Annotated in this window: 13 protein-coding genes; 4 read left to right on the forward strand and 9 right to left on the reverse strand. The window is 33.5% G+C overall.

Going from position 1 to position 16,350, the window contains the following annotated elements:
- Positions 1-5: 5 nt before the first annotated feature.
- The 3 genes from BLT80_RS07070 to BLT80_RS07080 all read right to left on the reverse strand — a co-directional run bounded on the left by BLT80_RS07070 (position 6) and on the right by BLT80_RS07080 (position 3,143).
- Positions 6-1,154, reverse strand: coding sequence for a DUF6265 family protein (locus tag BLT80_RS07070; protein WP_245710161.1), 1,149 nt, complete (start codon positions 1,152-1,154; stop codon positions 6-8).
- A gap of 32 nt (positions 1,155-1,186) precedes the next feature.
- Positions 1,187-1,429 carry a Pycsar system effector family protein gene (locus BLT80_RS07075; protein WP_092466927.1) on the reverse strand — a complete coding sequence of 81 codons (243 nt, stop codon included), beginning with the start codon at positions 1,427-1,429 and terminating at the stop codon, positions 1,187-1,189.
- Between the two features lie 139 nt (positions 1,430-1,568).
- The gene (locus tag BLT80_RS07080) at positions 1,569-3,143 is read right to left on the reverse strand and encodes a hypothetical protein (RefSeq protein ID WP_092466928.1); all 1,575 of its coding nucleotides are present in this window, start codon (positions 3,141-3,143) and stop codon (positions 1,569-1,571) included.
- Between the two features lie 90 nt (positions 3,144-3,233).
- Here BLT80_RS07080 and BLT80_RS07085 point away from each other — a divergent pair, with 90 nt between their 5' ends.
- Both BLT80_RS07085 and BLT80_RS07090 read left to right on the forward strand, forming a co-directional pair.
- Positions 3,234-3,620 carry a BlaI/MecI/CopY family transcriptional regulator gene (locus BLT80_RS07085; protein ID WP_092466929.1) on the forward strand — a complete coding sequence of 129 codons (387 nt, stop codon included), beginning with the start codon at positions 3,234-3,236 and terminating at the stop codon, positions 3,618-3,620.
- Positions 3,613-5,052 carry an N-acetylmuramoyl-L-alanine amidase gene (locus BLT80_RS07090; RefSeq protein WP_092466930.1) on the forward strand — a complete coding sequence of 480 codons (1,440 nt, stop codon included), beginning with the start codon at positions 3,613-3,615 and terminating at the stop codon, positions 5,050-5,052. Before BLT80_RS07085 ends, BLT80_RS07090 begins: the two co-directional genes overlap by 8 nt.
- 73 nt (positions 5,053-5,125) lie before the next feature.
- On the opposite strand, the gene BLT80_RS07095 is transcribed toward BLT80_RS07090, so the two are convergent.
- The 5 genes from BLT80_RS07095 to BLT80_RS07115 form a co-directional block, all read right to left on the reverse strand.
- Complete coding sequence (locus BLT80_RS07095; protein ID WP_092466931.1) at positions 5,126-6,934, reverse strand: acyl-CoA dehydrogenase family protein; 1,809 nt, start codon at positions 6,932-6,934, stop codon at positions 5,126-5,128.
- A 40-nt stretch (positions 6,935-6,974) separates the two neighbouring features.
- Complete coding sequence (locus BLT80_RS07100; RefSeq protein ID WP_092466932.1) at positions 6,975-7,331, reverse strand: four helix bundle protein; 357 nt, start codon at positions 7,329-7,331, stop codon at positions 6,975-6,977.
- Between the two features lie 27 nt (positions 7,332-7,358).
- Complete coding sequence (locus tag BLT80_RS07105) at positions 7,359-8,552, reverse strand: acetyl-CoA C-acyltransferase (protein ID WP_092466933.1); 1,194 nt, start codon at positions 8,550-8,552, stop codon at positions 7,359-7,361.
- A 78-nt stretch (positions 8,553-8,630) separates the two neighbouring features.
- On the reverse strand, positions 8,631-11,039 hold the full coding sequence (locus BLT80_RS07110; RefSeq protein ID WP_092466934.1) for a 3-hydroxyacyl-CoA dehydrogenase/enoyl-CoA hydratase family protein: 2,409 nt from the start codon (positions 11,037-11,039) through the stop codon (positions 8,631-8,633).
- 1 nt (position 11,040) lies between these two features.
- Positions 11,041-11,496 (reverse strand): MarR family winged helix-turn-helix transcriptional regulator, encoded by a 456-nt coding sequence (locus BLT80_RS07115; RefSeq protein ID WP_092466935.1) that lies wholly within the window; start codon positions 11,494-11,496, stop codon positions 11,041-11,043.
- 141 nt (positions 11,497-11,637) lie between these two features.
- Here BLT80_RS07115 and BLT80_RS07120 point away from each other — a divergent pair, with 141 nt between their 5' ends.
- Both BLT80_RS07120 and BLT80_RS07125 read left to right on the forward strand, forming a co-directional pair.
- Positions 11,638-13,623, forward strand: coding sequence for an LTA synthase family protein (locus BLT80_RS07120; RefSeq protein ID WP_092466936.1), 1,986 nt, complete (start codon positions 11,638-11,640; stop codon positions 13,621-13,623).
- A 4-nt stretch (positions 13,624-13,627) separates the two neighbouring features.
- Positions 13,628-14,194, forward strand: a complete 567-nt coding sequence (locus BLT80_RS07125; RefSeq protein ID WP_092466937.1) for a dual specificity protein phosphatase family protein — start codon at positions 13,628-13,630, stop codon at positions 14,192-14,194.
- A 172-nt stretch (positions 14,195-14,366) separates the two neighbouring features.
- Here BLT80_RS07125 and BLT80_RS07130 read toward each other — a convergent pair whose 3' ends face one another.
- The gene (locus tag BLT80_RS07130) at positions 14,367-16,139 is read right to left on the reverse strand and encodes an AMP-dependent synthetase/ligase (RefSeq protein ID WP_092466938.1); all 1,773 of its coding nucleotides are present in this window, start codon (positions 16,137-16,139) and stop codon (positions 14,367-14,369) included.
- Between the last annotated feature and the right edge of the window lie 211 nt (positions 16,140-16,350).

Below are 16,350 nucleotides of genomic sequence, written 5' to 3' on the forward strand. Positions count from 1 at the left end.
AAATTTTAATTTCTTAGTTTTAAAGTTCCGAAAATACTAGCATTAATCCAACCTCTATTTTTGTCTTCTCCTGCAACAAACACAGAACCAATGAAATTTTCGCGTGTCTTACTCGTGTCATTATCACAATAAGCTAAGGCGAATCCCATAACTTTGCCGACTTTTAGTTTTAAAGGTGTGTTCTCTGCATCATCTTTATAGGCGTCATCAAATAAAGATATTTTAACCTCCCAAAAAGAGGTGTTTCCTTTTGTAACGCGTTTCGATTCTATGTGCGAATTGTAAAGTTTGCCTGTTTTTTCAGGTGACATATCTACTACGTTACCGTCTAATGCAATATGGTAAGCGAAGGCATTGTGATTAAATTGGTGTTCGCCACCACTATTGTCTTCATCTATAAAAATTTCTAAGCAATCGTCGTCCCACCATAAATCTAATGGATCAGGATGACTATCCACAAGAATATCGTCTGTAATTTCGGCTAAAAGGTATAAGCCATCTTCTGCCCAAGATAATTTATAACGTCCAGAATAGTCGTCTTCGGTATAAGGTTCACCGAGCCATAATTCGTTTAATGGAAGCCAAAATGTATTAGACCAAATGTCATCATCTGCTTTGCCATCAATTACAGGTTTTTCTTTTGCTTCTTTTACATAAATGAATTGATTCATTTGTTTTGGTAATTTTACCTGCTTTTTATAGCTGAATTTTAGGGTTTCTGTTTTGCCTTTGTCCTCAATATCAACATAGATATTCATTTCGGTAGCACTTATTTTCTCGAAAATCATACCTTCAAAAACCACTTTGTTTTCTGTGATCTCTATTAACGGAAAATCAACAGTTTCATCTTTAGATTCCCAACCTTTTAAATCGGACCTAAAATGTTTTAGTTGAAGTAGTAACGTGTTTTCTACTTCTCTAATCACTTCTATTTCGTAAAACGAGACTCTGCCATCATTTATAAATTTAAAACTAGCCATCATAGAACCAGCAGAGGGTTTACTCCATATTTCTTCTACTTGTCCGCCAAAAGCTTCTCCATGCCAAGTGCCAGAAATCCAAGCTATGTTTTCTAGTTTGGGTTCGAGAATGTTTTGAGCTTGCGTTACACAGGATAAGGAAAATGTAATGAGAAAGAGAACTAGTAATTTCATTGATGAATTTTTAGGTTTACTTTTTTTAAGTATTAAGTAAAGATAAAAATTACATGATAGAATCCGGTTATAAACAAAATAATTAACCCTATTGCTAAAAGACTAATAGCGCGACTTACATTTTTAAATTTCCAATCTGAGATTTTAGAAATGATAAAAATTTGCTCTCCTAATTGCATAAACAGTTCGTCTTCGTCTTTACTCTTGTTTAGAAAGGTTCTAGAAAATTCCTTAACATCGCCAAATTTTGTGATAATGTCTTTAAAGAAAAACATGTTCCTTTTTGATCTTCAAGTTCGCTTTGTTGGATTAAATCCCAAAATAGTCCCATTGTGGTTGGTTTTAGAAAGTAGGGACAGTTAGATAGTGTTGGGTTGTTTAACTATATGTCTATAAAAGTGTTATAATGTAACATTATTTGATGAAAGTGACATTGCTAATGAGATTATTTTCAATCTCGTAAATAGCAACAGCGTATTCTGTTGTATCGTTTTTGGTAGTTTTAATCTTATCAATAACCTTGTTCCCAATTATGATTCTGTTTACGATTTCGGCATATAAATTGGGTGTTGTTTCTAAAAGGGAGATATATTGTTCTCGTAATGCAGATCGACCATCAATTGAAAGTTCATTAGGAAAATTATAAATCTTAACATCTGTGGAGTAGGTTCTTCCAAATGCCTTAATTTCCTTCTTATTATACATTTCTATTTGTTCATTTATTAATGCCTCTTGCTTCTTTTTTAATTTAGAGTTCGCAATAAATGTCATCGTAGTTATTTCATTATCCTCAGTTTCATAAATGGTAACTTGTCTCTTTGTAGAATTATTAAGGGTTACTAATTCTTCATCTATTACTACATTTTTTAGGGTGATTCTACTTAAAACCTTAACACTCGATTTTTCGTTAGTCTCAAAAAATAATTTATAATGTTCTTTGAGCTTGTCTCGGCCATAGTACATGATGTCAGTTGGAAATTCTTTGACTATAACATTGATATTAAAAGCATTTGAAAACTCTGTTAGATCTCTTTTATTGAAGGGTTCAATGTGTCTGTCAACAATTTGTGCGGCTTGTTTTTCAATTAATTGAAGCTTAGAATCCATCATGTTTGATGAATTTGAATTTTCTGCCATGTCTCCAGCAATCAATAATTTTGAACCTTTTGAATTAACTGCTAAGCGTGTAATATTTATGATACCATTATCCGTTAGATCTTTAACTTTTTTCCAATTATTATCCTTCTGAAGAGTTAGTTTATAAAGTATCCCTTCTTTACCAGACAGGAGATTCTTTTCATTTAACCAACATATATCTTCTATATCTTTTATGGTATTCGCAATAACCTTTGTAGCTCCTGTTAATGGGTTAAGCGATTTTATTTGCCATACCTTAGTATTCGCTTTTGAAATATAACTGACTAAGTTTGAGTTTGGAATTTTGTGAAAAGAACGTCCAACATTAGAGGCGTATTTTTTATTTGTGCCGTTTTTTAAATCGTGAACGTATAAATTTAAATCATCTCCTTCAATGACGGCAGAGACAATCGTATTTTCATCATACCAAGTGTAATAAGCGACAACCAAATCTTTTATCAGTTCAGTCGATTCTCCACTATTTAAATCGTAAGCATATAAACGTTGCTTTCCATCTTTATCTAAACGTACTGCAGAGACACTATTTTTATTCGGAATTTTAAGTGGTGTGTATTCTCCTCCTTCTGTAGCGTTGATCCAAGTTTTAGAAAAATCGAATGTATTGTATTTTAAAATATCAGTTTGACCATTTTTGGTTGAAGCAAATAAAATGGTTTTATCATCTACAAATGAAGGCTGATTATCGTAACCTTGATTGTGTGAAACGTTTTTGCCATTGTTGACTTCAATTTTCGAACCGTTTGTATTTATATCAAATAGGAAGATTTCGGTGTTAGCCTGTGAGTAATTTAATAATGGTAGTAAGAATACGGTAATTAGTAAATAACGCATAACATATAAGTTTTTTTAAAGATAGAAATTTTATGAGTCATTTGCATATTAATTTTTTGTTACTACATTTGTAGTATTAAAACTATAATTGTGGATATAAAACAACTAAATAAATCTGAGCTTCAAATTATGAAGTATTTATGGATGCTTGAAAAAGGATTTATGAAAGACATCGTTGAGAAATTTCCAGAACCAAGACCAGCTTATACAACGATTTCAACCTTATTGAAACGTATGACAGATAAGGATTATATAGGATTTGAACGTTTGGGAAGAGACAAACAATATTTTCCAATTCTTAAAAAGAACGATTATTTCACTAAACAAGTGAACGGAATGATTCAGCATTTTTTTAACGATTCTAAAGCGCAATTTGCTTCGTTTTTTGCCAAAAACGCCGATTTATCGATGGAAGAGTTAGAAGAACTTCAAGCGTTGTTAAAGCAAAAAATGGATCAAAAGAAAGCCAATGATTAGTTATTTTATTTATACCATTATTAGTTTAGGCTGTTCTTATGCGGTTTATGTTTTGTTACTCAGAAGGCAAAAAACATTTCAGTTTAATCGCTTTTTCTTAATAGGTTCTCTGCTTTTGTGTCTAGTCGCACCATTTATGGAAGTTGAATTATTTAAGGCTGTGCCGAGTATTACTGAGATTCCTTTAGAGAAATTTACTGCTTCGGTAGTGGAAACCCAGTCTATAGAAGACGTAACTTTTGGTGAGGTTCAGCAAGTCAGTCAATCTCAAAACAGCCCTTTTTTCTATATCTACATGATTATATCATTGTTTTTAGTGTTCCGGTTTTTAAAGAATTTAGCTAAGATTTATAAATTGACAAGAAAAGAATATGAATACAATGGAAAACTTAAAGTGATAAAGAGTGCTGACTCTGATATGGTATCTAGTTTTTTTAATAATATGTTTATTCCTAAACATCACAGGCTGACTAGAGCGGACTATGAAAGCATTATTGCTCATGAAACCGTCCATAGTGAAGAATTGCATTCTGTAGATATAATCCTTTTAGAATTGCTCAGTTGCATCTTTTGGTTTAATCCATTTATCTGGTTGTACAAAAAAGCCACTTTGCAGAATCATGAATTTAGAGCAGATGAAAAGTCCGTCTTATCAGGGATTGATATTGAGAATTACTCAAATACTATAATAAACTTAGGACAAAAGGAATACCGCGTTCCTCTAACTAGCGGATTTAATTTCATTCAAATCAAAAATCGAATTATTATGTTACATCAATCAAAATCATCAGTATTCAAACGAACTTTAAACATTATATCAGTCATTTTGCTTTTTACCGGCATTTTTGCACTTAGCTCTTGTAAAAATTTAGATGATACATTATCTGGAGAGCCATTAGTTGTCGTAATAGACGCAGGACATGGAGGGCAAGATTCTGGGAATTTAAGTGAACATGAAGTAGAAAAGCGTATTGTTCTAGAGGTAACCAATTTATTAGCAGCTTTAAGTGATGAAAAAGTTGAAATAGTATTAACTCGAAACACGGATGAATTCTTAGAGCTAAGCGAACGAACAGAGTTTATAAACAATAAAAAACCAGATTTGTTTTTGAGTTTACACTGTAATGCACATACAGATGCGGCTATAAGCGGAACTGAAGCTTATTACAATCCAAAACATCAGTACGCTAAAACGAGTCTTGCTTATGCTAGTGTTTTAGTTGAGCATCAATTAGAGCATTTTGCGAGTAGAGGGGTTAAAGAAGCATCTGGCTTTTATCTTTTAAAGAATACTAGCGTTCCTGGAGTCTATTTAGAATTAGGTTTTATGACTAATGAAAGCGATAGAATGGTGCTTACTAATAAAGACCAACAAGTGAAAATAGCAAAATCTATTTATGACGGTTTGTTAGATATAAAAAATAGTAAATAATAAAAAAAGCCAATTCAACCCCAATCATGTAAAGGGAAGAATCGGCTTTTAACCATTCAACTTAACCTAAATTTTAAAAGCAGTACTTGTTTTCTGCTTTTACTTTTTCTGCAATCTCAATACGTAAATCTACGATGTCTGGATAGTTTGCATATTTTGTGAAACGCTTAAGTCCCATTAATAACATACGTTGTTCGTCTCCTTCAGCAAAAGAAATAATACTTTCTTTCCCTTTTTCTTCAACGATATCTACAGCGTGATATAAATATAATTTCGCCATTGCGATTTGTGCAGATTGTTCTGCTTCGCTAGTACGTTTTACGTTTTTCTCTGTTCTTAAAATTGCAGATTCTGCCATATAGATTTCAATTAAGATATCTGCAGCAGCAATTAACAATTGCTGGTGTTCTTCTAGTTGAGGTCCAAATTTTTGAACAGCTCCACCAGCAACCATTAAGAATGTTTTCTTAAGTTTTGCAATCATTTGCTTTTCTTCTGAAAATAATTCAGAATAATCAGGAGTTTCAAAAGAAGGAATACCCATTAATTCTTCTTGTACTTTAGAAGCAGGTCCTAATAAATCAACATGACCTTTCATCGCCTTTTTAACTAACATACCAACAGCTAACATTCTGTTGATTTCGTTAGTACCTTCATAAATACGAGCAATACGAGCATCTCTCCAAGCCGACTCCATTGGAGTTTCTTCAGAGAATCCCATACCACCAAAAATTTGGATACCTTCATCGGCAGCATTTTGTACATCTTCTGATACAGCAACTTTTAAGATAGAACATTCAATAGCGTATTCTTCAACCCCTTTTAGTTCTGCTTCTTGATGCGAATTACCAGCCGCTTCGCGCATGGCGATTCTATCTTCAATATTTTTAGCAGCTCTATAGGTTGCAGATTCACCAGCATAAGCACTAGCAGCCATTTCAGCTAATTTTACTTTAATAGCTCCGAAGTCTGCAATAGGTGTTTTAAATTGTTTACGTTCTTTAGCATAATTTACAGCAGTCGTTAAAATACGACGCTGAGAATCTAAACAAGCCGCAGCCAATTTAATACGACCAACATTAAGCGCATTCATAGCAATTTTAAAGCCTTCACCACGACCTGCTAACATATTTTCAACAGGCACTACAGTATCATTAAAAAATACTTGACGCGTAGAAGAGGCACGAATACCTAACTTGTGTTCTTCTTCACCTAGAACAATACCATTTGGGTTTTCACCATTATATTCTACGATGAAACCTGTAATATTTTTATCACCTTCGATACGTGCAAAAACAATCATCAAACTACAGAAACCTGCATTTGAGATCCACATTTTTTGTCCGTTAATTTTATAAGACTTACCGTCATCTGAAAGTGTAGCCGTTGTTTTACCAGAGTTGGCATCAGATCCTGCACCAGGTTCTGTTAAACAATACGCTCCAAACCATTCACCAGATGCTAATTTCGGTACGTATTTTTGTTTTTGTTCTTCGGTACCATATAATGTAATTGGCATAGTACCAATTCCTGTGTGTGCACCAAAGGCAGTACTAAAAGAACCTGTTCCACTTGAGATATAATCACAAGTTAACACCGTAGATACAAAACCCATACCCATGCCTCCATAAGCTTCAGGAACAGCAACACTTAAAAAGCCCATGTCACCAGCTTTACGCATTACCTCTTCGGTTAGTGCATAATCTTTAGCTTCAAAACGAGGCTTATGAGGTATGATTTCACGATCGTTAAATTCCATTACGGATTCCTTCATCATGGTTTGTTCTTCTGAAAAATCTTCAGGAGTAAACACATCTTCACAATTTGTTTCTTTTACTAAGAACTGACCTCCACGTAGGATGTCTTTTTCTGTATCTGCCATTTTTTTTGTTATTAGATTTTAAGATTTCTAGAACCAAGAATCAAGACAGCTTAAGTCCGGATTTGAAACTTGAAATCATTTTTTGTATATGTTTTATTTTGTCTTTTAGTTCTTTAAATTTTTCCTCTGAAATATAGCTTTCATTAAAAGCGATATTCAGTTGTGTTTCCCACTCAAAAGCAGAGCCTAAACTGTACTCTAAATATTGAGCAAAATCTTCATTTGAATTTTTGCTTGTGCCTTCAGATATGTTTGAAGGGATTGAAACAGCACATTTATTCATTTGATTAATTATACCATACGTTTCAAACTTTGGAAAACTTCGCGTGATTTTATAAGATTCTGAAACTAATGCCATGCTTTCATTCCAAATCTTCAAATTATTGAAATTATGCATGGTTTCTAGTTTTTTAAATCTTGATTCTTAATTAAGGAATTCAAATATCCCACAAGCACCTTGGCCTGTTCCAACACACATGGTAACTGCACCATATTTCCCTTTCATGTCACGCTTCCGCATTTCATCAAAAAGTTGTACTGATAATTTTGCACCTGTACATCCTAATGGGTGACCCAATGCAATTGCACCACCATTTACGTTAATAATATCTGGGTTAAGGCCAAGTTCTCTAATTACTGCTAAAGATTGAGAAGCAAAAGCTTCATTTAACTCAATTAAAGCTAAATCGTCTTGTTTCAATCCTGCTTGTTTTAATGCCTTTGGAATCGCTTTTACTGGTCCGATACCCATAATACGAGGTTCCACACCTGCTGCAGCATAGTTTACCATTCTTGCAATTGGCTCTAAACCTAATTCCTTCACCATGTCTTCACTCATTACCATTACAAAAGCAGCACCATCACTCATTTGTGATGAGTTACCAGCTGTAACACTTCCACCAGCAGCAAATACTGCTCTAAGTTTTGCTAAAGCTTCTTTACTTGTTCCTGCACGAGGGCCTTCATCTTTAGTAACTGTATAAGATTTTGTAGCTTTCTTTCCGTTCGCATCAATGTACGTTTGCTCAACTTCAATTGGTACTATTTGATCTTGAAAACGGTTTTCAGCTTGCGCTCTTAAGGCTTTCATATGAGAGTTGTAAGCAAACTCATCTTGGTCTTCACGAGATACGTTGAACTGTTTTGCAACAGCTTCAGCCGTATTTCCCATGCCCCAATAATAATCTTCATGACCTGCTTTTACAATGGCGTCGTAATTCAATTCTGGCTTAAAACCTGTCATTGGCACCGCACTCATGCTTTCTGCTCCACCAGCAATAATACAATCTGCCATTCCGGCTTGTATTTTTGCAGTTGCCATACCAATAGTTTCTACTCCAGAAGAGCAAAAACGGTTGACAGTTACTCCAGGAACATCCACAATCTCTAATCCCATTAAAGAGATTAAACGTGCCATATTTAATCCTTGAGAACCTTCTGGCATTGCGTTACCAACAATAACATCGTCAATACGCTTTGGGTCTAAACCTGGCAATTCCTTCATCATATACTTGATGGTTTCTGCTGCCAATTCATCTGTTCTTTTAAAACGGAACACGCCTTTTGGTGCTTTACCAACTGCGGTTCTATATGCTTTTACTATATATGCTGTTTTCATAATTTTAGATTTTTAGATAATTAGATTTTTTGATATTTTAGATTTCTAAGAGTCTAGAAATCTGAGAATCTAAGTTGTCTAATTTCTTAACGGTTTTCCTTTGGTTAACATATGTTGAATACGCTCTAAAGTTTTACGTTCTGTACATAAACTTAAAAATGCTTCACGTTCAATATCTAGTAGATATTGTTCTGTTACTAAAGTTGGTTCAGATAAATCACCACCAGCCATAACGTAAGCTAATTTATTAGCGATTTTCATATCATGTTCAGAAATGTAATTAGAGTCTTCCATAGAATCTGTTCCTACCATGAACATACCTAAGGCTTGTTTACCAAGAACTAAAACGTCATTTCGTTTTACAGGTTGCGTATAACCAGCGTCTGCCATTAATTTAGCATGCTGTTTTGCGACTGCAATTTGACGGTCTTTATTGACCACTACAACATCTTTCCCTTTTTGAAGTAATCCTAAATCGAAAGCTTCGTAAGCAGAAGTTGATACTTTAGCCATACCAATAGTTAAGAAATACTCTTGTAATACATTTAACTGTACATCTCCTTTATGGAAAATATCCGATGCTCTTAAAGCCATTTCTTTAGAACCACCACCACCAGGAATAACTCCAACTCCAAACTCTACAAGTCCCATGTAAGTTTCCGCTGCTGCGACTACTTTATCTGCGTGTAATGATAATTCACATCCACCACCTAAAGCCATACCGTGAGGAGCAGAAATTGTTGGTATTGATGAATAACGCATACGCATCATGGTATCTTGGAAATATTTAATAGCCATGTTAAGCTCGTCATACTCTTGTTCTGCAGCCATCATAAAAATCATACCGATGTTGGCGCCGACAGAGAAGTTTGCAGCTTGGTTACCAACCACTAAACCAGCAAAATCTTTTTCGGCTAAGTCGATGGCTTTATTTAATCCTGCGAGAACATCTCCACCAATGGTGTTCATTTTAGATTGGAACTCACAGTTAAGGATACCATCACCTAAATCTTCAATGACCACACCAGAGTTTTTAAAGACTTCGTTTGTTTTTCTAATGTTATCTAAGATGATAAAGGCATCTTGACCAGGAATTTTTTCTTGTGATTTTTTAGGGATATCATAAGCATAAGTCGCTCCCTCTTTTACAGTGTAAAACGATGTGCTTCCCGATGCTAACATCTCATTTACCCAAGCATTTGGTTCTAAACCTTCTGCTTTCATCATTTCAATTCCTTTTTCAACTCCGATAGCATCCCAAATTTGGAAAGGACCATGTTCCCATCCAAAACCGGCTTTCATGGCATCATCAATTTTATATAAATCGTCTGTGATTTCAGGAATACGATTTGAAACATAAGCAAATAAAGCAGCGAAACTTTTTCTGTAGAATTCACCAGCTTTATCTTTTCCTTTGACTAATATTTTGAAACGGTCAACAACTTTATCAACAGTTTTTGTGAGTTCTAATGTGGCAAATTTTGCACGTTTAGACGCACGATACTCTAAAGTGTTTAGGTCTAAGGATAAAATTTCTGAAGAACCATCCTCTTTTCTTATTTTCTTATAGAATCCTTGTCCCGTTTTACTTCCTAACCATTTATTTTCCATCATTTTATTGATGAAGTCTGGTAATTCAAATAACTCTAAACGTTCATCTTTAGGACAGTTTTCTCTTATGCCGTTAGCCACATGAACTAAAGTATCTAATCCGACAACATCAACAGTTCTGAAGGTTGCTGACTTTGGACGACCAATTACGGGGCCTGATAATTTATCTACTTCCTCAATGGTTAAATCTAAATCTTTAACCGTGTGAAATAAACTTTGAATGCTAAAAATTCCTATTCGGTTTCCGATAAATGCAGGAGTGTCTTTAGCGATAACAGATGTTTTCCCTAAGAATTTTTCTCCATACTCATTTAAGAAATCTAATACCGCTTGGTCTGTTTTTGGACCAGGAATGATTTCGAACAATTTTAAATATCGTGCAGGATTAAAGAAGTGCGTACCACAGAAATGTTTCTGGAAATCGTCACTACGACCTTCACTCATAAACTTAATAGGAATACCAGAGGTGTTAGATGTAATTAACGTGCCTGGTTTACGGTATTTTTCTAGCTTTTCAAAAACTTGTTGTTTTATATCAAGCCTTTCCACTACAACTTCCATAATCCAATCTACGTCAGATACTTTAGCAATATCGTCTTCTAAGTTTCCTGTAGTAATTCGACTTGCAAAGGATTGACTATAAATAGGAGAGGGCTTCGATTTTAAAGACGCTGTTAAGGCATCGTTTACTAATCTGTTTCGTACGACTTTGTCTTCTAAAGTTAAACCTTTAGCTTTTTCTTTGTCGTTAAGTTCTCTTGGTACAATGTCTAATAATAAAACATCGACACCAATATTGGCGAAATGACAAGCGATACCGCTTCCCATAATTCCAGATCCAATAATTGCTATTTTCTTAATTCTTCGTTTACTCATCTTATTTTAAAATGTGTTCTTTTTTATTGTATATCTGTTTGTTGGAAATCATATTATTAATGATTTCTGCAACTTTGTAAAAATTTGTTAGTTCTTCTGAAGAGACATTATTTTTAATCGTCTCGTTAAAGGTTAAAACCTTCTCTTTTGATAAAGCTCTTTTTTCTCTACCAAAATCAGTTAGAAAAATTAGGACTCCACGACCATCTTCAGGATTTGGCTTACGTTCTATTAAACCTTTAGCCTCCATTGTCTTTAAAGTTCTAGAGAGACTAGTCGCTTCCATTCCCATTTTTGGACCCAATGATGTTGAAGGAGTTCCTTTTTCTGGATCAATACTTAGTAATGCAAACCCAGTAGCCATTGTTGTCCCAAATTCAGACGCTTCTTCATTATACATTTTGTTGACTGCTAACCATGTGGTTCTTAAGACGTAATCAATGGTTTTATCTTTCATTAATTTGGATTTGATTACCAAAGATAGTAAAAAATACTATGCATGCATAATAAATTATCAAAAATTTTGGCATAATTTTTTGGCATATGGATTTTGATACCTTTTAAATAAATACCTTAAATTTGCCACATAGTATTATTAATGGCATCTTGCCACCAACTACTCATAACATTGAACAACTCAGTTTATAGATTTCAAGAATATAAAGTATTTTTTTACAGACTTCTTTTAGTCTATGTTTTTTACTTCATTGCTAGGGTTTTGTTTTTGATTTACAATTTTGATTTATTGCATGTTGAGTCAGTTACAGAATTTCTTAAAATCCAATATCACGGTTTAACATTCGATACAACAGCCATATTATACGTCAATAGCTTGTTTATGTTGATGTCATTTTTGCCGTTTTTTATAAATACTAAAAAGAGTTATCAAAAGCTCTTGTTCTATATTTATTTTGTAACAAATCTTATTGCTTATGCCATTAACTTCGTAGATTTAATTTACTATAAATACACCTTTAGTCGTACCACAATAGTCGTTGTGGATGTCCTTAAACATGAAACTGATAAAGGAAGTATGTTTTTCCGGTTTTTAATTGATTATTGGCATGTTTTTTTACTCTTTGGTTTGTCTGCAGCACTTTGGGTCTATTTATACAAGAAAGTAAAAGTACGCACCATTGAAAGTCCAAAACTCAGGACTAAAGGCGGTTTAATCTATGCCTTACAGTCGCTTGTTGTGTTTTGTATTATTACAGTTTTAGCAATTGGAGGTATAAGAGGAGGTGATTTTAGGAAGAGCACTAGACCAATTAATCTTGTAGATGCCAATAGGCATGTTCAAAAAATAGAACAGGCTGATCTTGTATTGAATTCACCATTTGCCTTTATCCGAACGATTAACGCTAATTCGTTCAAAAAAGTTAGTTATAAAATGGATCAGGCTATTGTAGATAATTATGTGCAACCAATTAAACACTATTCTAACAATCAAAAATCCAAGCCTAACATCGTATTGATCATTACGGAAAGTCTTGGGCGAGAATATTTAGGTGCATTTAATACGGAATACGACATTCCTAATTATGAAGGTTACACTCCTTTTTTAGATTCGCTGGCAAGTAAAAGTTTGATTTTTCCAAATGCTTATGCTAATGGAAGTAAGTCTATTCATGGTATGTCGTCTGTTTTATCGGGTATTCCTTCTTTTAAAGATGCATTTACTTCATCCGCGTATTCAAAACAAGACATTCAATCTTTAGTATCTATATTGAATGAAGAAGGTTATAACACAGCATTTTTTCACGGAGCCGCACGAGGTTCTATGGGATTTTTAGGCTTTAGTAATATATTGGGATTTGATTCGTATTTAGGACGAGAAGACTATAATAATGATGACGATTTTGATGGGTCTTGGGGAATTTGGGACGAGCCTTTTTTACAGTATATGAAGGAGGAGATTGATGATATGGAAACTCCATTTTTCGCAACTGTTTTTACCGTGTCTTCTCATGAGCCTTATGTGATTCCTGAAAAATATGAAGGTCAATTTCCAGTTGGAAATGTGCCTATGCATAAAACTGTCGGTTATACAGATTATGCCTTTAAGCGGTTCTTTGAAGAATCCAAAAAAGAGGATTGGTTTAATAATACCATCTTTATTCTTACGGCAGATCATAGTAATCAGGTGTATTATAAAGACATGTATTATAAGCCAATGAATCGACATACAGTGCCTATTTTGATTTATAAACCGGACAACTCTATGGCAGGTGTTAATATGGATTTGGCGCAACAAATAGATATTTACCCAACAGTTTTAGATATGATAGGATATCAAAAACCTTTTAGAAGTTGGGGGAGAAGTTTGGTTGATCCCACCAATTCAACTATACCATTTGCAATAAATTATAATAGCTCATATTACAGATTTCAGATGGGTAATTATATTTGTATCTTTGATGGGGGTAAAGCAACTGGATTTTATGATATTTTAGATAAGGGATTAGAAAAAAATCTCATTGAAAATAAAAATTCCGAAATGTCTAAAATTGAAGATATTTGCAAGGCCTATATCAAAGATTATTATGATAGAATTATTGATAAAAAATTAAGTTCAATAGAATAAGTATATGAAGAAAAAAATAGGATTACTCGTCTTAGCCATCGTTATCATAGGAGCTGCTAAATTTTACTATGATGTTAACTTAAACTATAATTTTAAAGCGATAACAGAGGGTAAGGTTTATAAGTCCGGTGTTATTCCACCAGATGAATTAGAAGATTATATCAGTAAATACAATATTAAAAGCGTCATTGATTTGAGGTATCCAGGAACTGATGATCTTATAAACAATCCGGAAATCCCTGAGCAATTAACATTAGAAAAAGAGGCTATTGAAAAGATTGATAATGTTAATTATTATAATGTAGGTGCAACGCAAGTTCCAGATCAACCAACAGTAGATAAATTTCTCGAAATTATGGATAATGATGATAACTATCCGGTGTTAATTCATTGTTACCATGGTGAAGGTAGAGCACCATTGTTTTCCGCAATTTATCAAATGGAATATGAAGACATGCCAAACGAAGAAGCACGAGATAATACGCGTGTATTATTAAAATGGAGTTCTTTTGATGATGGTAAACCTAAAGGTGAATACCTTAAAAATTATAAGCCTCGTAATAGTAAATAAGACTTAAAGATTAGATCAATCTTTAAAGTTGATGATGTCTTTTCTCTATTTTACTTCAGTTTATTGTAATCTGAATTTACATAGTATTTTACTTTCTACACAACAAATTCTATTTAGAAAATTTATGAAGTATTAAAAAAGGGTTTAATATTTTATTAAACCCTTTAAAATTTTACGATCTATAGATCTTGTCATAGAGATCTTGATAAATCCCTTTTATAATAGCACGTTTCATTTTTAAAGTGGGAGTAAGATGCCCACCATCAATAGACCAAACATCTGGTGTAAGTTCAAAGCGTTTAATTTGTTCCCATTTACCAAAATGCTTATTGTATTTATCAACTTCTTGTTGAATACGATTAATTACAATTTCTGAACTCGCAATTTCAGCATCGGTTTTACCAACGTTGTTTTTTTTCAGGTCAATCCAGTCACGTATAAAATCAAAATTAGGCTGAATTAAAGCTGCTGGCATTTTTTCGCCTTCACCTACAACCATAATTTGCTCTATAAAAAGGGACTGTTTCATGTCGTTTTCTAAAAGTGGAGGAATCACATATTTACCACCAGAGGTTTTAAACATTTCCTTTTTTCGACCTGTAATTTTTAAGAAACCATCTCCGTCAATTTCTCCTTTATCACCAGTGTGAAAGAAATCGTCCGTCATAACTTCAGCAGTTTTCTCAGGATCTTTAAAATACCCTAACATCACATTAGGTCCTTTAATTAAGAGTTCACCATCGTCCGCAATTTTAACTTCAACATTATTAATTGGTTTACCAACGGTCCCAACTCTGTACATATGGTCTTTATATAAACCAACAGCAACAACAGGAGATGTTTCTGTTAAGCCATAGCCTTCCATAACTCTCATATTAGCTGCTCCAAAAATTCTGGCTAATCTTGGTTGTAGTGCGGCACTTCCAGAAACCATAGTTCCTAATTCACCACCAAGAGCTTCTCTCCATTTGCTAAAAATAAGTTTATTTGCAATTTTTAATTGAAACTCGTACCAAGCTCCATTTGCACCATAAGGTTCCCAACGCTCTCCTAAACGTACAGCCCAAAAGAATAATGCTTTTTTAATTCCTGATAATTCATCTCCTTTAAGCATTATTTTATCGAAAACTTTTTCTAGTAATCGAGGCACAACGCTCATTAAATTAGGTTTAATCTCCTTCGCATTTTCTCCAATTTTATCAATGCCTTCCGCAAAATAAATAGAGGTACCAGCATATTGATATACATAGATTAATACTCGTTCAAAGATGTGACAAATAGGTAAAAAACTTAAGATACGTGTTTCGCCTTCCTTTAAAGGTACTCTAGGTGAGCTGTCTAAAGCATTACTCGTTATATTCCAATGCGATAGCATAACACCTTTAGGTTTTCCTGTTGTACCAGAAGTATAAATTATGGTTGCTAAATCCGTAGATTTTACGGCATCTTTTCTTAGTTCTACCTCAGGTTGGTTACTCTCATCTTCACCGAGTTCTAATAATTCAGAATAATGTTTACAACCTTCTATATGATTAAAAGAATAGACCTCCTTTACTTTAGTATTGGCTTGTACTTTTCTTACTTTTTCTAAAACATCTTCATCAGAAACAAAACAATAGATAGACTCACTATGGTTTAATACATATTCATAATCTTCGGCAGAAATCGTAGGGTATATTGGAATATTTTGTGCCCCAAGTTGAAGGATTCCAATATCCATAATATTCCATTCGGTTCTATTGGTAGTTGAGATAACTGCAATTTTATCATCTTTTTGCACCCCTAAACGCAACAAAGCTCTACTCATTGCATTTGATTTTTCTATATATTCTTGTGTAGATATAGATTCCCATTTACCATTGTATTTGGTAACTAATGCATTAGGGTTTGGTTTGTGTTTTAATTGGTAATATGGAAAATCAAAAAGACGTGTTACTTCGGTCATATTAATCGGCGCTTATTTAGTATAGAGATATTACGAAAATATAAAAATTAAAGTTATAAAATATAAAATTAATATTGTAGGTATAATTAAATTGATAATATAGAAATTACTTATCGTTATGGTATAAATTTCGCAATGTTTTAGTGAAATCTACAATAATAATTCAGTTTTTTTATTAAAACCATAATAATTTATTTATATTTGGTTAACC

It is taken from the genome of Winogradskyella thalassocola, assembly GCF_900099995.1.
GTDB lineage: Bacteria > Bacteroidota > Bacteroidia > Flavobacteriales > Flavobacteriaceae > Winogradskyella > Winogradskyella thalassocola.

Bases quoted from the DNA above. Each gene is read 5' to 3' on its own strand.
- BLT80_RS07130 (WP_092466938.1), bottom strand. From the start codon at position 16,139: ATGACCGAAGTAACACGTCTTTTTGATTTTCCATATTACCAATTAAAA.
- BLT80_RS07080 (WP_092466928.1), bottom strand. From the start codon at position 3,143: ATGCGTTATTTACTAATTACCGTATTCTTACTACCATTATTAAATTAC.
- BLT80_RS07105 (WP_092466933.1), bottom strand. From the start codon at position 8,552: ATGAAAACAGCATATATAGTAAAAGCATATAGAACCGCAGTTGGTAAA.
- BLT80_RS07095 (WP_092466931.1), bottom strand. From the start codon at position 6,934: ATGGCAGATACAGAAAAAGACATCCTACGTGGAGGTCAGTTCTTAGTA.
- BLT80_RS07100 (WP_092466932.1), bottom strand. From the start codon at position 7,331: ATGCATAATTTCAATAATTTGAAGATTTGGAATGAAAGCATGGCATTA.
- BLT80_RS07075 (WP_092466927.1), bottom strand. From the start codon at position 1,429: ATGTTTTTCTTTAAAGACATTATCACAAAATTTGGCGATGTTAAGGAA.
- BLT80_RS07110 (WP_092466934.1), bottom strand. From the start codon at position 11,039: ATGAGTAAACGAAGAATTAAGAAAATAGCAATTATTGGATCTGGAATT.
- BLT80_RS07120 (WP_092466936.1), top strand. From the start codon at position 11,638: ATGGCATCTTGCCACCAACTACTCATAACATTGAACAACTCAGTTTAT.
- BLT80_RS07115 (WP_092466935.1), bottom strand. From the start codon at position 11,496: ATGAAAGATAAAACCATTGATTACGTCTTAAGAACCACATGGTTAGCA.
- BLT80_RS07090 (WP_092466930.1), top strand. From the start codon at position 3,613: ATGATTAGTTATTTTATTTATACCATTATTAGTTTAGGCTGTTCTTAT.
- BLT80_RS07125 (WP_092466937.1), top strand. From the start codon at position 13,628: ATGAAGAAAAAAATAGGATTACTCGTCTTAGCCATCGTTATCATAGGA.
- BLT80_RS07070 (WP_245710161.1), bottom strand. From the start codon at position 1,154: ATGAAATTACTAGTTCTCTTTCTCATTACATTTTCCTTATCCTGTGTA.